The 12,643-nt window shown below is 73.2% G+C and carries 15 protein-coding genes; 11 read left to right on the top strand and 4 right to left on the bottom strand.

Going from position 1 to position 12,643, the window contains the following annotated elements:
- Positions 1–109: 109 nt before the first annotated feature.
- The gene (locus tag AB0K60_RS15785) at positions 110–262 is read right to left on the bottom strand and encodes a hypothetical protein (protein ID WP_364054216.1); all 153 of its coding nucleotides are present in this window, start codon (positions 260–262) and stop codon (positions 110–112) included.
- A 216-nt stretch (positions 263–478) separates the two neighbouring features.
- On the opposite strand from AB0K60_RS15785, the gene AB0K60_RS15780 reads away from it, so the two are divergent.
- Positions 479–871 carry a DUF3224 domain-containing protein gene (locus AB0K60_RS15780; RefSeq protein WP_364054213.1) on the top strand — a complete coding sequence of 131 codons (393 nt, stop codon included), beginning with the start codon at positions 479–481 and terminating at the stop codon, positions 869–871.
- A 114-nt stretch (positions 872–985) separates the two neighbouring features.
- On the opposite strand, the gene AB0K60_RS15775 is transcribed toward AB0K60_RS15780, so the two are convergent.
- Positions 986–1,744, bottom strand: coding sequence for a CDP-alcohol phosphatidyltransferase family protein (locus AB0K60_RS15775; protein ID WP_364054210.1), 759 nt, complete (start codon positions 1,742–1,744; stop codon positions 986–988).
- A 101-nt stretch (positions 1,745–1,845) separates the two neighbouring features.
- Between AB0K60_RS15775 and AB0K60_RS15770 the strand changes: the two genes are divergently transcribed.
- The 5 genes from AB0K60_RS15770 to AB0K60_RS15750 all read left to right on the top strand — a co-directional run bounded on the left by AB0K60_RS15770 (position 1,846) and on the right by AB0K60_RS15750 (position 6,996).
- A complete protein-coding gene (locus tag AB0K60_RS15770; RefSeq protein ID WP_364054207.1) occupies positions 1,846–2,835 on the top strand; it encodes a dehydrogenase in 990 nt (329 codons plus the stop codon).
- A 177-nt stretch (positions 2,836–3,012) separates the two neighbouring features.
- Positions 3,013–3,411: a 6-carboxytetrahydropterin synthase gene (locus AB0K60_RS15765; protein ID WP_364054204.1), complete on the top strand. Its 399-nt coding sequence runs from the start codon at positions 3,013–3,015 to the stop codon at positions 3,409–3,411.
- Between the two features lie 461 nt (positions 3,412–3,872).
- On the top strand, positions 3,873–4,940 hold the full coding sequence (locus AB0K60_RS15760) for a glycosyltransferase family 4 protein (RefSeq protein ID WP_364054201.1): 1,068 nt from the start codon (positions 3,873–3,875) through the stop codon (positions 4,938–4,940).
- Positions 4,937–5,812 carry a class I SAM-dependent methyltransferase gene (locus tag AB0K60_RS15755; RefSeq protein WP_364054198.1) on the top strand — a complete coding sequence of 292 codons (876 nt, stop codon included), beginning with the start codon at positions 4,937–4,939 and terminating at the stop codon, positions 5,810–5,812. Before AB0K60_RS15760 ends, AB0K60_RS15755 begins: the two co-directional genes overlap by 4 nt.
- Entirely contained in the window at positions 5,809–6,996 is a 1,188-nt protein-coding gene (locus AB0K60_RS15750) for a lysylphosphatidylglycerol synthase transmembrane domain-containing protein (protein WP_364054195.1), read from the top strand. Before AB0K60_RS15755 ends, AB0K60_RS15750 begins: the two co-directional genes overlap by 4 nt.
- Here the strand turns inward: AB0K60_RS15750 and AB0K60_RS15745 are convergent.
- Complete coding sequence (locus tag AB0K60_RS15745; protein ID WP_364054853.1) at positions 6,910–7,611, bottom strand: creatininase family protein; 702 nt, start codon at positions 7,609–7,611, stop codon at positions 6,910–6,912. The two genes, AB0K60_RS15750 and AB0K60_RS15745, sit on opposite strands and share 87 nt — an antisense overlap.
- Before the next feature lie 342 nt (positions 7,612–7,953).
- On the opposite strand from AB0K60_RS15745, the gene ribA reads away from it, so the two are divergent.
- The 4 genes from ribA to AB0K60_RS15725 all read left to right on the top strand — a co-directional run bounded on the left by ribA (position 7,954) and on the right by AB0K60_RS15725 (position 10,377).
- The gene (gene ribA, locus AB0K60_RS15740; RefSeq protein WP_364054192.1) at positions 7,954–8,607 is read left to right on the top strand and encodes a GTP cyclohydrolase II; all 654 of its coding nucleotides are present in this window, start codon (positions 7,954–7,956) and stop codon (positions 8,605–8,607) included.
- A gap of 358 nt (positions 8,608–8,965) precedes the next feature.
- Positions 8,966–9,853, top strand: coding sequence for an inositol monophosphatase family protein (locus tag AB0K60_RS15735; RefSeq protein WP_364054189.1), 888 nt, complete (start codon positions 8,966–8,968; stop codon positions 9,851–9,853).
- 224 nt (positions 9,854–10,077) lie between these two features.
- Entirely contained in the window at positions 10,078–10,215 is a 138-nt protein-coding gene (locus AB0K60_RS15730) for a hypothetical protein (protein WP_364054186.1), read from the top strand.
- 12 nt (positions 10,216–10,227) lie between these two features.
- Positions 10,228–10,377: a helix-turn-helix transcriptional regulator gene (locus AB0K60_RS15725; protein WP_364054850.1), complete on the top strand. Its 150-nt coding sequence runs from the start codon at positions 10,228–10,230 to the stop codon at positions 10,375–10,377.
- A gap of 154 nt (positions 10,378–10,531) precedes the next feature.
- Here the strand turns inward: AB0K60_RS15725 and AB0K60_RS15720 are convergent, their stop codons facing one another.
- Positions 10,532–11,662, bottom strand: a complete 1,131-nt coding sequence (locus AB0K60_RS15720) for a M20 family metallopeptidase (protein WP_364054183.1) — start codon at positions 11,660–11,662, stop codon at positions 10,532–10,534.
- A 216-nt stretch (positions 11,663–11,878) separates the two neighbouring features.
- Here AB0K60_RS15720 and AB0K60_RS15715 point away from each other — a divergent pair, with 216 nt between their 5' ends.
- Positions 11,879–12,439 carry a DUF4232 domain-containing protein gene (locus tag AB0K60_RS15715; RefSeq protein WP_364054180.1) on the top strand — a complete coding sequence of 187 codons (561 nt, stop codon included), beginning with the start codon at positions 11,879–11,881 and terminating at the stop codon, positions 12,437–12,439.
- The last annotated feature ends 204 nt before the right edge of the window (positions 12,440–12,643 follow it).

The raw sequence follows: 12,643 nt of genomic DNA, 5'->3' as shown, positions 1-12,643 counted from the left end.
TTTCCGACCATTGAACCAACCGCACGGCCGACCGGCCCCGCCCACATGAGCAAGTCCGGATATGTCCAAGGAAATCCGCGGCTGACCGGGGCGTCCCGCGCCGTACGGGTCAGCTCACCGGCTCGGGGGAGGGCTCCGCCGCCCGGCGCAGTTCTTCGACCGTCGCGACGAGATGCTCGACCTGATCCTCCAGGCGGCGAATCCGCGTCTCCAGTTCGGTAATCGACGGACTCTGCCAGCCCGTGCCGATCTGCCTGCTCATCTGCACCCTCCGCTCACCCCGCACGACCGGGACCCGGTGTGCAGTTCAACACTTCGCCAACGGAATCCCTTCCACCAGGGCCGATGGTCCCCTCAACACGGCGGCGAGAGCCGATCCCGGCCACGATGCCGGAACCTGACAGGGGATGTCAGGTATGTGGGGCAGGTTCATAGGCGACCCAATGACCGATCACCGCATCACCGACGGGAGCGACCCATGCCACGCGCCGAGGGCACCTTTGAGATCGACGGCTGGGACGAGCAGCCGTACGACGAGCGAGAGGGCGCCAAGCTGTCCCGGGTGCACGTCACCAAGACCTTCCGGGGCGGCCTGGACGGCACCAGCACCACCGACATCATCACCGCGATCAGCCAAGTGGAGGGCTCGGCGGGCTATGTCGGCTTCGAACGCTTCACCGGCGCCCTCGACGGCCGCCCGGGCACCTTCGTCCTCCAGCACAACGCCGAGGGCTCCGGCGGCGAGGGGTGGATGACCTGGCACATCCTCCACGGCTCGGGCACCGGCGACCTGCGCGGCATCCGCGGCGAAGGCCAAGTCGTCGTCGAGGGCGGCAAGCACTCCTACCACCTCGACTACGAACTGGACTGAACGCGCGAAGGCGGGCCGGCGCGATGTCGTACGGGCCGGAGTTCCCGTGACACGTCGCCCACGCTCGCACGGGCGACGTGTCGCCGACGGCGGATCCGACAGGTGCACCGCGCGTCAGCCGCCGAAGTGACCCGACAGCACCCGCTGCGGCACGGCGGGGACGGGCCGGTTGCGCCACAGCCACAGGATGTCGCGGCCGAACGACCACGACAGCGAGCCGAGGGCCACCCCCGCCAGCGCCATGGCGGCCAGGTGCGGGAACAGGCCGGAGCTCACCGCGACCAGCAGGATGCCCTGCGCGGCGGCGACCGTCTTGCGGGCGAAGCTCGGCGGCAGCGGCTCGCGCAGCCACGGGGCCACCCACGCGGCGGCGGCGAAGCCGTACCGCATGAGGCCGATCAGGAGCACCCAGGCGCCCAGCGTGCGGGACACGTTCACGCTCAGCACCAGGATGAGGAACGCGTCGATCTCCATGTCGAAACGGGCGCCGAGCGCGGACTCGGTGCCGGTGCGCCGGGCCACGTGGCCGTCGACCGCGTCCAGCGCCAGGGCCACGGCGGCGAGCGCGACCAGGAACGCGACCGGGGTCTCGTGGCCGATCAGGTTCATCGTCACCAGGGCGGTGACGCCGCCGACGAGCACCGCGCGGGTGAGCGTGACCCGCCCGGCCGGGCCCAGCGGGGTGCCGGAGCGGGTCATCGCCCCGGCGAGCACGCCGCACACGATCACCGCGTACGCGGCGCCGGCCAGCCAGGCCACCGGGTAGAGGCCCGCGACGACGGCCAGCAGGGTGAGCAGGACGGCCTGGGCTCCGACCCCGGCCGCGGGCTCCCAGACCGAGACCCTGACCTCGCGCCAATCCAGTACCGTCACCGTGCGCCTCCTGCTGCGTGCTGCGTTCTCATATGCTCGTTCGGCTGCCCCCGATCCCGGTCGGGGTGCGTCCGCTGCCTTAGACAACGTGGGGAAAGCCGATGCGGATCGATTCGTTCGCCTTCTGGCTTCGTTCGCCCGGCGAGGGCGAGATCCGGGCGGTCGACGTGCCGCCGCCCGGAGACGGGGAGGTGCTGGTGCGCACCCGGTACTCGGGGGTGAGCCGGGGCACCGAGACCCTGGTCTTCACCGGTCGCGTGCCGCCGAGCCAGCACCAGGCGATGCGGGCGCCGTTCCAGGAGGGCGACTTTCCCGCACCGGTCAAGTACGGCTATCTCAACGTGGGCGTCGTCGAGGAGGGGCCGCCGGAACTCGCGGGCCGTACCGTCTTCTGCCTGTATCCGCACCAGACGCGGTACGTGGTGCCGGCCGCCGCGGTGACGCCCGTGCCCGACGACGTCCCCGCCGGGCGCGCCGTGCTCGCCGGGACGGTCGAGACCGCCGTGAACGCCCTGTGGGACGCCGCGCCGCTCGTCGGCGACCGCGTCGCCGTCGTCGGAGCGGGCATGGTCGGCTGCTGCGTGGCCCGGCTGCTCGCCGGCATCCCCGGCGCGCGGGTGCAGCTCGTCGACGTGAACCCGGCGCGGGCGGCCGTCGCCGAGGCGCTCGGCGTCGAGTTCGCCGCCCCCGAGGCGGCGACCGGCGAATGCGACCTGGTCGTGCACGCCAGCGCCACCGAGGCCGGGCTGGAACGATCCCTGGAACTGCTCGCCGTCGAGGGCACCCTGCTTGAGCTGAGCTGGTACGGCGACCGCCGCGTGGCGCTGCCGCTGGGGGAGGCGTTCCACTCGCGCCGCCTGGTGGTGCGGGCCAGCCAGGTCGGCATGGTGTCGCCGGCCCGGCGGTCGCGGCGCACCTACACCGATCGGCTCGCGCTCGCGCTGCGGCTGCTCGCCGATCCCGCCTACGACGCGCTCATCACCGGCGAGTGCGCCTTCGCCGAACTGCCCGAGGTGATGGCCAAGCTCGCCGAGGGGGAGTCCTCGGGGCTCTGCCACCGGGTCGTGTACGGTTCGCCCGAGGAAGGGTAGTTCGGGCGGGGATGGTTGGCGTGGGCGGAGCCGTACGGGATGGGCGGGGTCTGCCCGCGCGATGAGAGCAGATTGGCGCAGGGCTCCGGGGCGAGGACCGAGCGGCGGCCTGCTCGCATCCGTCGCCCCGGCCGTCGAGACAGATCGAGAACCGACCGCACGGGAAGGTGGACCCGTTTGTTCAGCATCACCGTCCGCGATCACCTGATGGTCGCGCACAGTTTCCGCGGCGAGGTCTTCGGACCCGCTCAGCGACTGCACGGGGCGACGTTCGTGGTGGACGCGACGTTCCGCCGCCCGCAGCTCGACTCCGACAACATCGTGGTCGACATCGGCCTGGCCACCAAGGAACTGGGCGCCGTCCTCGCCGATCTGAACTACCGCAACCTCGACGATGAGCCCGCCTTCGCCGGAGTCAACACGACCACCGAGTTCCTCGCCAAGGTCATCGCCGACCGCCTCGCCGACCGGGTGCACGCGGGGGCGCTGGGCGAGCAGGCACGCGGACTGACGGGCATCACCGTCACCCTGCACGAGTCCCACGTCGCCTGGGCGTCCTACGAACGCGAACTGTGACGACCCACCGGCCCGCGGCGGGGACGACACCGGGGTCCACTCCTGGCGTGACGCCTCGGACGCGAGCCGAGACCGACGCGACGATGAGTGCGGTGCTTTGGCCGGTGCTACGGCGGCGGGCTGAGTCCGGTGCGGTGTTCGCGGCAGTGGGGACGACGGCCGGGGCGATGATGAGTGCGGTGCTTTGGCCGACGCCTCGGAGGCAGGCTGAGTCCGGTGCGACGATCGCGGGGACGGCGACCGGCGCGGCGATGAGGGCGACGCCTCGGACGCCGATCGGGACGCTGATGAGGGCAGGCCGGGCGGCGTCGCCGTTCCGGCCGCGCCTCCGCGGGTCCGTCCCCGCGCGTCGTGTCGATCCATGTCCGCCTTCCCCAATTCGGGTCCGGGGCCAGTAGACGACGACCTCTCCCCAGGAGATACGCATTAATACGCTTTGGCGCGGAGAATTCGGCGGACGCGTGGTTCACGTGGTTCTGCCCGGTGACGTCGATGACCCGAACGCGCCGAGCGGAGGCAACGTCTACGACCGGCGCGTGTGCCAGGGGCTCGAGGAGCTGGGGTGGCGGGTCCACCGCGTCGGGGTCGGCGGCGCGTGGCCGCGGCCGGGGCCGGGCGGCCGGGCCGCGCTGGCGCGGGCGCTCGGCGAAATGCCGGACGGCGCGATCGTGCTGCTGGACGGGCTGGTGGCGTGCGGTGTGCCCGAGATCGTGGTGCCGCACGCGGACCGGCTGCGGGTGGCGGTGCTCGTTCACCTGCCGCTGGCGGCCGAGACCGGGATCCCGCCGGAGACGGCGGCGGAGCTGGACCGCCTGGAGCGGGAGACGTTGCGGGCGGCGGCCCTGGTCGTGGCGACCAGCGAGTGGGCGGGGCGCGGCCTGGTCGAGCGGCACGGACTCGACCCGGACCGCGTGGGAGTGGCGGCCCCAGGCACCGATTCGGCCCCGATGGCGCCCGGCACCGACGGCGCGTCCCGGCTGCTGTGCGTCGCCTCGGTGACCCCGCGCAAGGGCCACGACGTGCTGGTCCGCGCGCTGGCGTCGCTCGCCGACCTCGCCTGGGACTGCGTGTGCGTCGGCCCGCTCGGCCGCGACGGCGGCTTCGCCGACCGCGTCCGCGAGATGATCGCCGCCGGCGGCCTCGGCGACCGGATCCGGCTCGCGGGCCCGCTCGCCGGCGAGCCCCTGGAGGCCGCCTACGCCGCCGCCGACCTGATGGTGCTGGCCTCCCGGGCCGAGACGTACGGCATGGTGGTGACCGAGGCCCTGGCCCGCGGAATCCCGGTGCTGACGACGACGGCCGACGCCCTGCCGGAGACCCTCGGACACGCCCCGGACGGCAGCGTCCCGGGCCTGCTGGTGCCCCCGGACGACCCGGCCGCTCTCGCCGACGCCCTCCGCCGCTGGTTAACTGAACCCGTCGTACGCGTAAAAATCCGGACATCGGTGCGGCATCGTCGTGGCATGCTGCACGGGTGGACGGTGACTTCGCGGCAACTGGCGGCCCTGCTGGAGCGGCTTCGGCGGTGACCTCCGGGCCCGGGGACGACTCCCCCCGGCACACCCCCCGCTACACCCCGGAGTGGCTCGCCCTGCGCGAGGAGGCGGACGCCGCCGCCCGCGCGGCCGAGCTGCTGGACCCGCTGCGCGCCCGGCTCGCCGCCGTCCCCCCGCCCGGCGGACGGCTGGTCGTGCGCGACCTCGGCTGCGGCACCGGCTCGATGGGCCGCTGGCTCGCCGGCCGCCTGCCCGGCCCGCAGCACTGGATCCTGCACGACCTCGACCCCGACCTGCTGGCCCGCGCCGTCACCGGCATCCCCGGCCCCGCCGCCGACGGCACCCCGGTGACCACCGCCGCCGCCCAAGGAGACCTCGCCGCGCTGCGCGCCGACCACCTCGCCGGCACCTCGCTGGTGACCGCCTCGGCCCTGCTCGACCTGCTCACCGCCGACGAGATCGACGCCCTCGCGGCGGCCTGCGCCGAGGCGGAATGCCCGGCCCTGCTGACGATCTCGGTGGCGGGCCGCGTCGAGCTGGACGCGCCCGACCCGCTCGACGCCGCGTTGGCCGCCGCCTTCAACGACCACCAGCGCCGCGAGCACGCCGGCCGCCGCCTCCTCGGCCCCGACGCCGTCGCCGCGGCGCGGACCGCGTTCGAGAACCGGGGCATGGCCGTGCACACCCGGCCGAGCCCGTGGCGACTCGGCCCCCGCCAGGCGGCCCTGACCGCCGAGTGGCTGCGCGGCTGGGTCGGCGCGGCCTGCGAGCAGAACCCTGAACTGATCCCGGACTCGCGGACGTATCTCCAGCACAGGCTTGACCAGTGCGCGGCGGGGAAGCTGACGGCGGTGGTCTGGCATGACGACCTGCTCGCCCTTCCCGCAACCGGAGGACGCCCATGACCCGACGACTGTGGCCGTGGCTACGCACGCTGATCGCCGTGGCGATCATGGCGGTGCTGGTGTGGCGGCTCGGCACCGAGGCGTTCCTCGACGGCCTGCGCCTGGTGGACGGCCCGGCGATGCTGGCCGCGCTCGGCATCGGCCTGTTCACCACCGTGCTGAGCGTGTGGCGCTGGTGCCTGGTGGCCGGGCGTCTCGGCCTACCGCTGCCGCCGCTGGCGGCCCTCGCCGACTACTACCGCTCGCTGTTCCTGAACGCGGCGCTCCCGGCGGGGATCCTCGGCGACGCCCACCGCGCGGTGGTGCACGGCCGGTACGCGGGCGACGTCGGCCGCGCCGTCCGCGCCGTCGTTCTGGAACGTACCGGCGGGCAGATCGTGCTGGTCGCCGCCGGGGCGGTCGTCCTCATCGCCGACCCCTCGCCGGCCGCCGCGATCGTGCGGGACGTGGTGCCGAACCCGTGGGCCGCCGCCGGCGTCCTGACGCTGATCGCCGCCCTGATCGCGGTGGCCGTACGGATCCGGCGTACCCGCGCCTTCTCGGCCACCGGCCGGGGCGGCGAGCGGACCGTCCCACGCGACGACGCCGAGCGGACCGCGCGGCCGACCGGCCCGGGGGAGACGACCCCGGCGGGCGGCCGGTGGGCCGCGATCAAACGGTCGCTCGCGGCGTCGGCGGCGGACCTGCGGGCGGGGCTGCTCGCCCGCGACACCTGGCCGCCGGTGTTCGCGCTGTCGGCGGCCGTGCTCGCCGGGCACGTGACGATGTTCGTGGTCGCGGCGCGCACGGCGGGATCGGACGCCCCGGTCGGCCGCCTCCTCCCGATCATCCTGCTCACCCTGCTGGTGATGGCGGTGCCGGTGAACGTCGGCGGCTGGGGCCCGCGGGAGGCGTTCGCCGCGACGGCGTTCGGCGCGGTGGGGCTCGGCACCGAGCTGGGGCTCACCACGTCCGTCGTGTACGGCGTGCTCGCCCTCGTGGCCGGCCTGCCCGGCGCGGTGGTGCTGCTCCTGGGCCGCGGCACCCGGGCGGACCGGGGCGAGGCCGTACCCGAGCCGACGGCGGACCGGGGCGCGCTCGCGCCGGTGGCGCGGGCCCTAGCGCTCCAGGACGGCAAGGTACTCGGCGAACGACTTGACCAGGCTGTCGAGCATGTCCTGCCCCTTGCGGGCCGAAGCCAGTGATGGACGTCCGATGATGCCCGATTCGGTGTACTCGGCCATGCCGAGGGTCAGCAGGTGCCGGCGGTCACCCGAAAGATGATCACCCGTTTCGTAGCCGGGACGGACCATGTGCGGGTGGGCGTGCAGCAGGATCGAGGTCTCCAGTTCCCCGGCGTGCATGTCGTCCCAGGCCGAGGTCTCCACCCCGGCCGCCGCCAGCGCCGCCGCCCAGTCCGCCGGGCCGGGGAACAGCGCCATGCGCCGCCCCTCCGCCGCGGCCTCCTGCACCACGTTGCCGAGCACGTAGTTGCCCCCGTGGCCGTTGACCACGACGAGCCGGGTGACGCCGGAGCGGCGCAGCGACTCCGCCACGTCGCGCACGATCGCGTACAGGGTCGCGGCCGAGATGCTCACCGTCCCCGGCCAGTCGGCGTGCTCGTGCGAGCAGGAGATCGTGACCGGCGGCAGTCGCAGCACGGGATGCGCGGCGGCGATCGCCTCGGCGATCGTGCAGGCCACGACGGTGTCGGTGGCCAGCGGGAGGTACGGGCCGTGCTGCTCGAAGCTGCCGACGGGCAGCAGAGCCACCCGGGCGCCGCGCCGCCGTTCGTCGGTCGTCGTGCTGAGCGGCAGCAGGTATCCGCCGCCCCCGGTGTGACCGCGCGATTCCGGGGCAGCAGTGGACGAATCATCGACATCAAGATCGTCGCTGGCCGTGCCGCCCGCGCCCCCGCCGCCCGGCGCCGTCTCCCCGGGTCCCCCGGCATGACCGGCGGCGAGCCCGCGCGTCCGCTCCCCGGCGGCGGCGCGAGGCGCGGTCCGATCAGGGGTCCGGTCATCCGCGGCGGGGGTGTTCGTGTTCGGAACGCTCATAGTCGGTCAGCCTGTCGGGCCGCTCACGAACTCGCAACATTCCCAACCGGAAGGGCGTGTTGTCCGTTGTGTCCAGTACCGGTAGTAAGTAGCAAGGAGAGTTAAATGGGTGAGCACGACCTCGTGGCGGAGGACGTCGCCGAGGCGGATCTGGTGACCCGGCGTGGCACCTTCCGTACCGTCGCCTTCCGGGATCCGCTCGACGGGCACGAGCACATCGCCCTCGTGCTCGGCGAGACCATGGAACGGGAGAACGTCCTGGTCCGGGTGCACTCCGAATGCGTGACCGGCGACATCTTCGCCGCCATGCGCTGCGAGTGCGGGGACCAGCTCTCCGCCGCGCTCGACGCGATCGTGGCGGAGAAGAGCGGCGTCCTGGTGTACCTGCGCGGGCACGAGGGCCGGGGCATCGGCCTGGTCGCCAAGGTCCGCACCCACGTGCTCCAGGACGAACAGGGCCTCGACACCGTCGACTCGGCCACGGCGCTCGGCTACCCGGTCGACCGCCGCGACTTCGGCCCGGCCGCCCGCGTACTGAAATACCTGGGCGTCCGCTCGGTCCGCCTGATGTCCAACAACTCCGACAAGATCGAGGCCCTGGAGTCGCACGGCATCGTGGTGGCGGCCCGCGTCCCCCTCCTCGTCCAGGCCACCGACCACAACATCCGCTACCTCACCGCCAAGCGCGACCGCCTCGGCCACGACCTCCCCCACCTCGACAAGCCCGCCTTCCGAAAGCTGGGCACGGCGGGTGGCTGAGATGAGCGCCCCACCACCCGGACCGGACGGCCACCGGAAACGGCACGGCGGCTCCGCCGCCGGCGCGCCCCCGGATCCGCCGTCTTTCCCGTCTCCCGATCCAACGCCGCCGGGCCGGGAGGTCCGGTCGGTCTCGGATCGGCCGTCTTTCCCGCCGCTCGACCCGCCGACGCCGGGCCGGGAGGTCCGGTCGGCCTTGGATTTGCCCGCGGGTTCGTCGTCGCGGCCGCCGGAGCCGTTCCCGGGTCAAGGCGCTCGGCCGCCCCGCGACACGGCCGCCGAGCCACCGCGCCCGTCATCGTCCGACCTGCCATCGTCCGACCTGCCCACCCGACCGCAGCCCCGGCCACGCGCCGGCGTGCCGTCGCCCACCTCCCCGGCCGGACCCCCGCCCGACCTCCCCCCGTCGCTCGCGCGGTCCCTGCCCGGCCTGCTTGACGTCGCCACCGAGGCGGTCGCCGTGGCACGCCGGATCATCCGGTCCCGCGCACCCGGCTCGGTGCGCACCAAGGGCGACCGCGACATCGTGACCGACGTGGACCTCGCCGTCGAGGACGCGGTCCGCGACTTCCTCCGCCGCGAGACCCCCGAGATCGGCATCCTCGGCGAGGAGCACGGCCGAACCGGGCCGGGCGAGGACGCGCCCTGGTGGGCCCTCGACCCGGTCGACGGCACCGCCAACCTCGCCTGCGGCATCCCCCTGTGCGCGGTGTCGCTCGCCCTGGTCTCGGGCGGGAACGCCGCGCTGGCCGCCATCGACCTGCCGTTCCTCGACGTCGTCTACACGGCGGCGTCCGGCCGGGGCGCCTACGCGGACGGCAGGCCCATCCGGGCCTCCCACGTGTGCGAGCCGTCCGACGCGGTGGTCTCGATCGGCGACTTCGCCGTCGGCCGCGACGCCGAGCCCAAGAACCGCGTCCGGATCGCGCTGCTGAACATGCTCGGCGCCCGCGTCCGGCGCATCCGCATGCTCGGCACCGCCGCCATCGACCTCGCCTGGGTCGCCCAGGGCAGACTCGACGCCTCGATCATCCTGGCCAACCTGCCCTGGGACACGATGGCAGGCGTCCTTTTGGTCCGCGAGGCCGGCGGCCTGGTCCTCGACCACGACGGCACCGACCACACCGTCGCCTCCGCCACCACCATCGCCGTCTGCCCCGGCCTCCGCGACCCCATCATGACAACACTCCACCGAGCGTACGAACAGGCCGACGTCCCCCCACCGCCACGAACAACGACGAATTAATCCCGCTTGCACCATGTTCGCGACGCATCTCTTGGTGCCATCCGTCGACGCGATCGGCGATCGGATGCGAAGGGTACCCATCTCATCTACGCTCCGGATCGGCGGATCGTTCTCCTGACCGTCTTCAGGAAGACCCGGGCGAGGGAGAGCAGAGAAGTGGATCGGGCGCGGCGTGCTCTATGGCGGTGCATCGCCGAGGCGCACACGGCGGACGAGGAGTCATGATGACCGATCGGACGGACTGGGCGGAGCTCAGGGAGCGGCGGATGGCCGAGCCCGGAGCGGCCGAAGCCTACGACGCCGCTCGACTCGCGTTCGAGCTCGGCCGTACGGTACGCCGCATACGCGAGGAGCGCGGCTAAAGCCAGAGCGAGCTGGCCGGGGCGGCGGACATGACGCAGTCAGCGGTGGCCCGTTTCGAAGCCGGAGGCACCGTGCCCACGTTGCCGGTCCTTGAGCGGCTGGCCAAGGCTCTGAACGCCGACCTGGAGGTGCGGATCAGCCCGCGTACGCCTGTCGCCTGAGCCTTTTCAGTGCGGGGTGTCCGCCCGGTCCCGGACCGATGCCGCCGATCGGGCGTAGTCGGTGGGGCTGCTGTCGGCGAACCGCCAGTGGGCGGCGAGCTCCGAGACGGTCAGCGGGTTCGACTCCGGCGAGCCCTCGAGACCGGGGGCGATGTCACCAGAGCGTGGCGGGCAGTACGGCGAACACGCGTGCCGCGTCGACGAGTTCACTGACGCTGATGCGCTCGTCGGTCTGATGCATCAGGCCGACGTCACCCGGCCCGAACACGACCGTCGGGACGCCGGTCGGCGGCTGCAGCACCGAGGCGTCCGTGAAGAAGCCGACGCCGCCGATCTCCGGACAGCGGCCCAGCACCGTCTCCGCCGCGCCCTGAACCGCGGTGACGAGCGCGTCATCGGGCGAGATGGTGACGGGCGCCCGGTCGTACGTCAGCTCGACCGTGGCCTGAAAGTCCGGATCGCGGCGGGCGGCGTCCGCGAGCACGGCCTCGAATCGCGCGGCGATCTCCCGATGGTCCTGCCCGGGAACCGTCCTGATGTCGAAGTCCACAGTGCAGGCGTCTGGCACCACGTTCAACGCGCTGCCCCCGCTGATCATTGTGGCCGCGGACGTCGAGCCGGTGAGCAGCGGATGCGGCGGCCCGGAAACGTCGACCGCGGCCAGTTCCTGCAGCACCCGCGCCATCTTCAGGATCGCGTTGACGCCCACGTCGGGACGCGACGCGTGCGCTCCGACCCCGCGCACGACCACCCGCAACCGGGCACACCCCTTGTGCGCGACGACGGCCCGCAGCCCGGTCGGCTCGCCCACGACCATCCAGGCGGCCTCCGCCATGCCGCCGGTGGCCAGCAGATGCTGGGCCCCTGCGCAGTCGACCTCCTCGCCGACCAGCGCCCGCAGCACGACGTCGCCCGGCAGTCGGACGCCGGACCGGCGAATCGCGATCATCCCGGACAGCATGGCCGCGAGACCGCCCTTCATGTCCACCGAACCGCGCCCCCACAGCAGCCCGTCGACCACCTCCGCGCCGAACGGGTCCCGCGTCCAGGGCGTCGTTCCGACGGTGACGGTGTCCAGATGCCCGCAGTACACCAGGGTGCGCGGATCGGCCCCGGACCCCGGCAGGCGGACGGTGACGTTGGTACGCCCGGCCGCGACCTCATCCGTGGTCACCCGCAGCCCCGCGGCGTCGGCCTCCTCCGCCAGCACCCGCGCGACCCACGCCTCGTTTCCCGGCGGATTGCACGAATCAATCCGGATCAGCCGCTGGGCGAGACGTACCACCCCATCGCCGTCGACGGCCGCCGCAGGACCGTCACCTGCAGGAACCGCGCGACCGGACCGCGTGTCCGGGTCATTATGGACGACCACGACGGCGATCCTACAGATCTGCCCCGCCGCCACGAGCGAGGCACGGGCCGCGTACCTCGCCGGATCCGGCACCGATCGCCGAGCATGTCGCCGCCGTGACATCGGCGGATACCGTTCCGGTCGCTCGGCGTGAACTTCTGCGACCTTGGTGGCATCAAACCCTTCGTGAAAGTCATTCGGAAAGCCACCGTGGCGGCCGCGTTGCTGCTCGTCGGCAGCGCGGCACCGGCCGCGGCGGCGCAGACGGCAACACCGGCCGCAGTGCATACGGCGACACACGCGGCTGCGGCGGCGCGGTGTTCAGCCGGTCAGCTCAAGGCGTCGCTGGGCAGGATCGACGCGGGCGCAGGCCAGCGCCACACACGCGTCCGGCTCACCAACACCTCCTCACGCACCTGCTGGCTCAAGGGATACGCCGGGCTGGTCATGTTCGACGGCGCGGGCGACGTGCTGCGCACCCGGCCACGCAGGGACGCCGGACCGGTCAGGAAGGTCACACTACGCCCGGGCAAGTACGCCTCGTTCGCGATTCACTGGGGGACCGTCCAAACCGGCGGCGAGCAGAGCTGCCCGCAAGCGGCCGAGCTGATGGTCCTGCTGCCCGACGACTTCGCCTACCGCAGCATCCACGCGCCATTCGGGCCAATCTGCGACCAGGGCCGCATCGGCTTCGGGCCGATCAGCGGGTGACAGCCGTCGGCGGGGGAGGGCAGGTTCAGGTCAACGCGAACCGGCTTGCTCTCCCCGTCGCGTTGAAAGTCTCCGAACGCACCCGTTCCTGCGGTTCAGGAACAGGCCCCCCTGACGCTCCAAGTGGCCGAGAGTCGGCCCGCTCCGCCGGCGGGCCGCCCCGAAGTCGCCGAGGTCGAGCCGGAACGCCGACTCCTGGCCGTC

Origin of the sequence: Thermopolyspora sp. NPDC052614 (assembly GCF_040678635.1) — a bacterium.
Classification (GTDB): domain Bacteria; phylum Actinomycetota; class Actinomycetes; order Streptosporangiales; family Streptosporangiaceae; genus Thermopolyspora.
Note: the sequence above shows the minus strand (reverse complement) of the source record. Positions and strands in the feature narration are given on the sequence as shown.

Coding starts and splice junctions, on each gene's coding strand:
- AB0K60_RS15770 (WP_364054207.1), top strand. CDS start 1,846: ATGCGGATCGATTCGTTCGCCTTCTGGCTTCGTTCGCCCGGCGAGGGC.
- AB0K60_RS15780 (WP_364054213.1), top strand. CDS start 479: ATGCCACGCGCCGAGGGCACCTTTGAGATCGACGGCTGGGACGAGCAG.
- AB0K60_RS15730 (WP_364054186.1), top strand. CDS start 10,078: ATGACCGATCGGACGGACTGGGCGGAGCTCAGGGAGCGGCGGATGGCC.
- ribA (WP_364054192.1), top strand. CDS start 7,954: ATGGGTGAGCACGACCTCGTGGCGGAGGACGTCGCCGAGGCGGATCTG.
- AB0K60_RS15785 (WP_364054216.1), bottom strand. CDS start 262: ATGAGCAGGCAGATCGGCACGGGCTGGCAGAGTCCGTCGATTACCGAA.
- AB0K60_RS15750 (WP_364054195.1), top strand. CDS start 5,809: ATGACCCGACGACTGTGGCCGTGGCTACGCACGCTGATCGCCGTGGCG.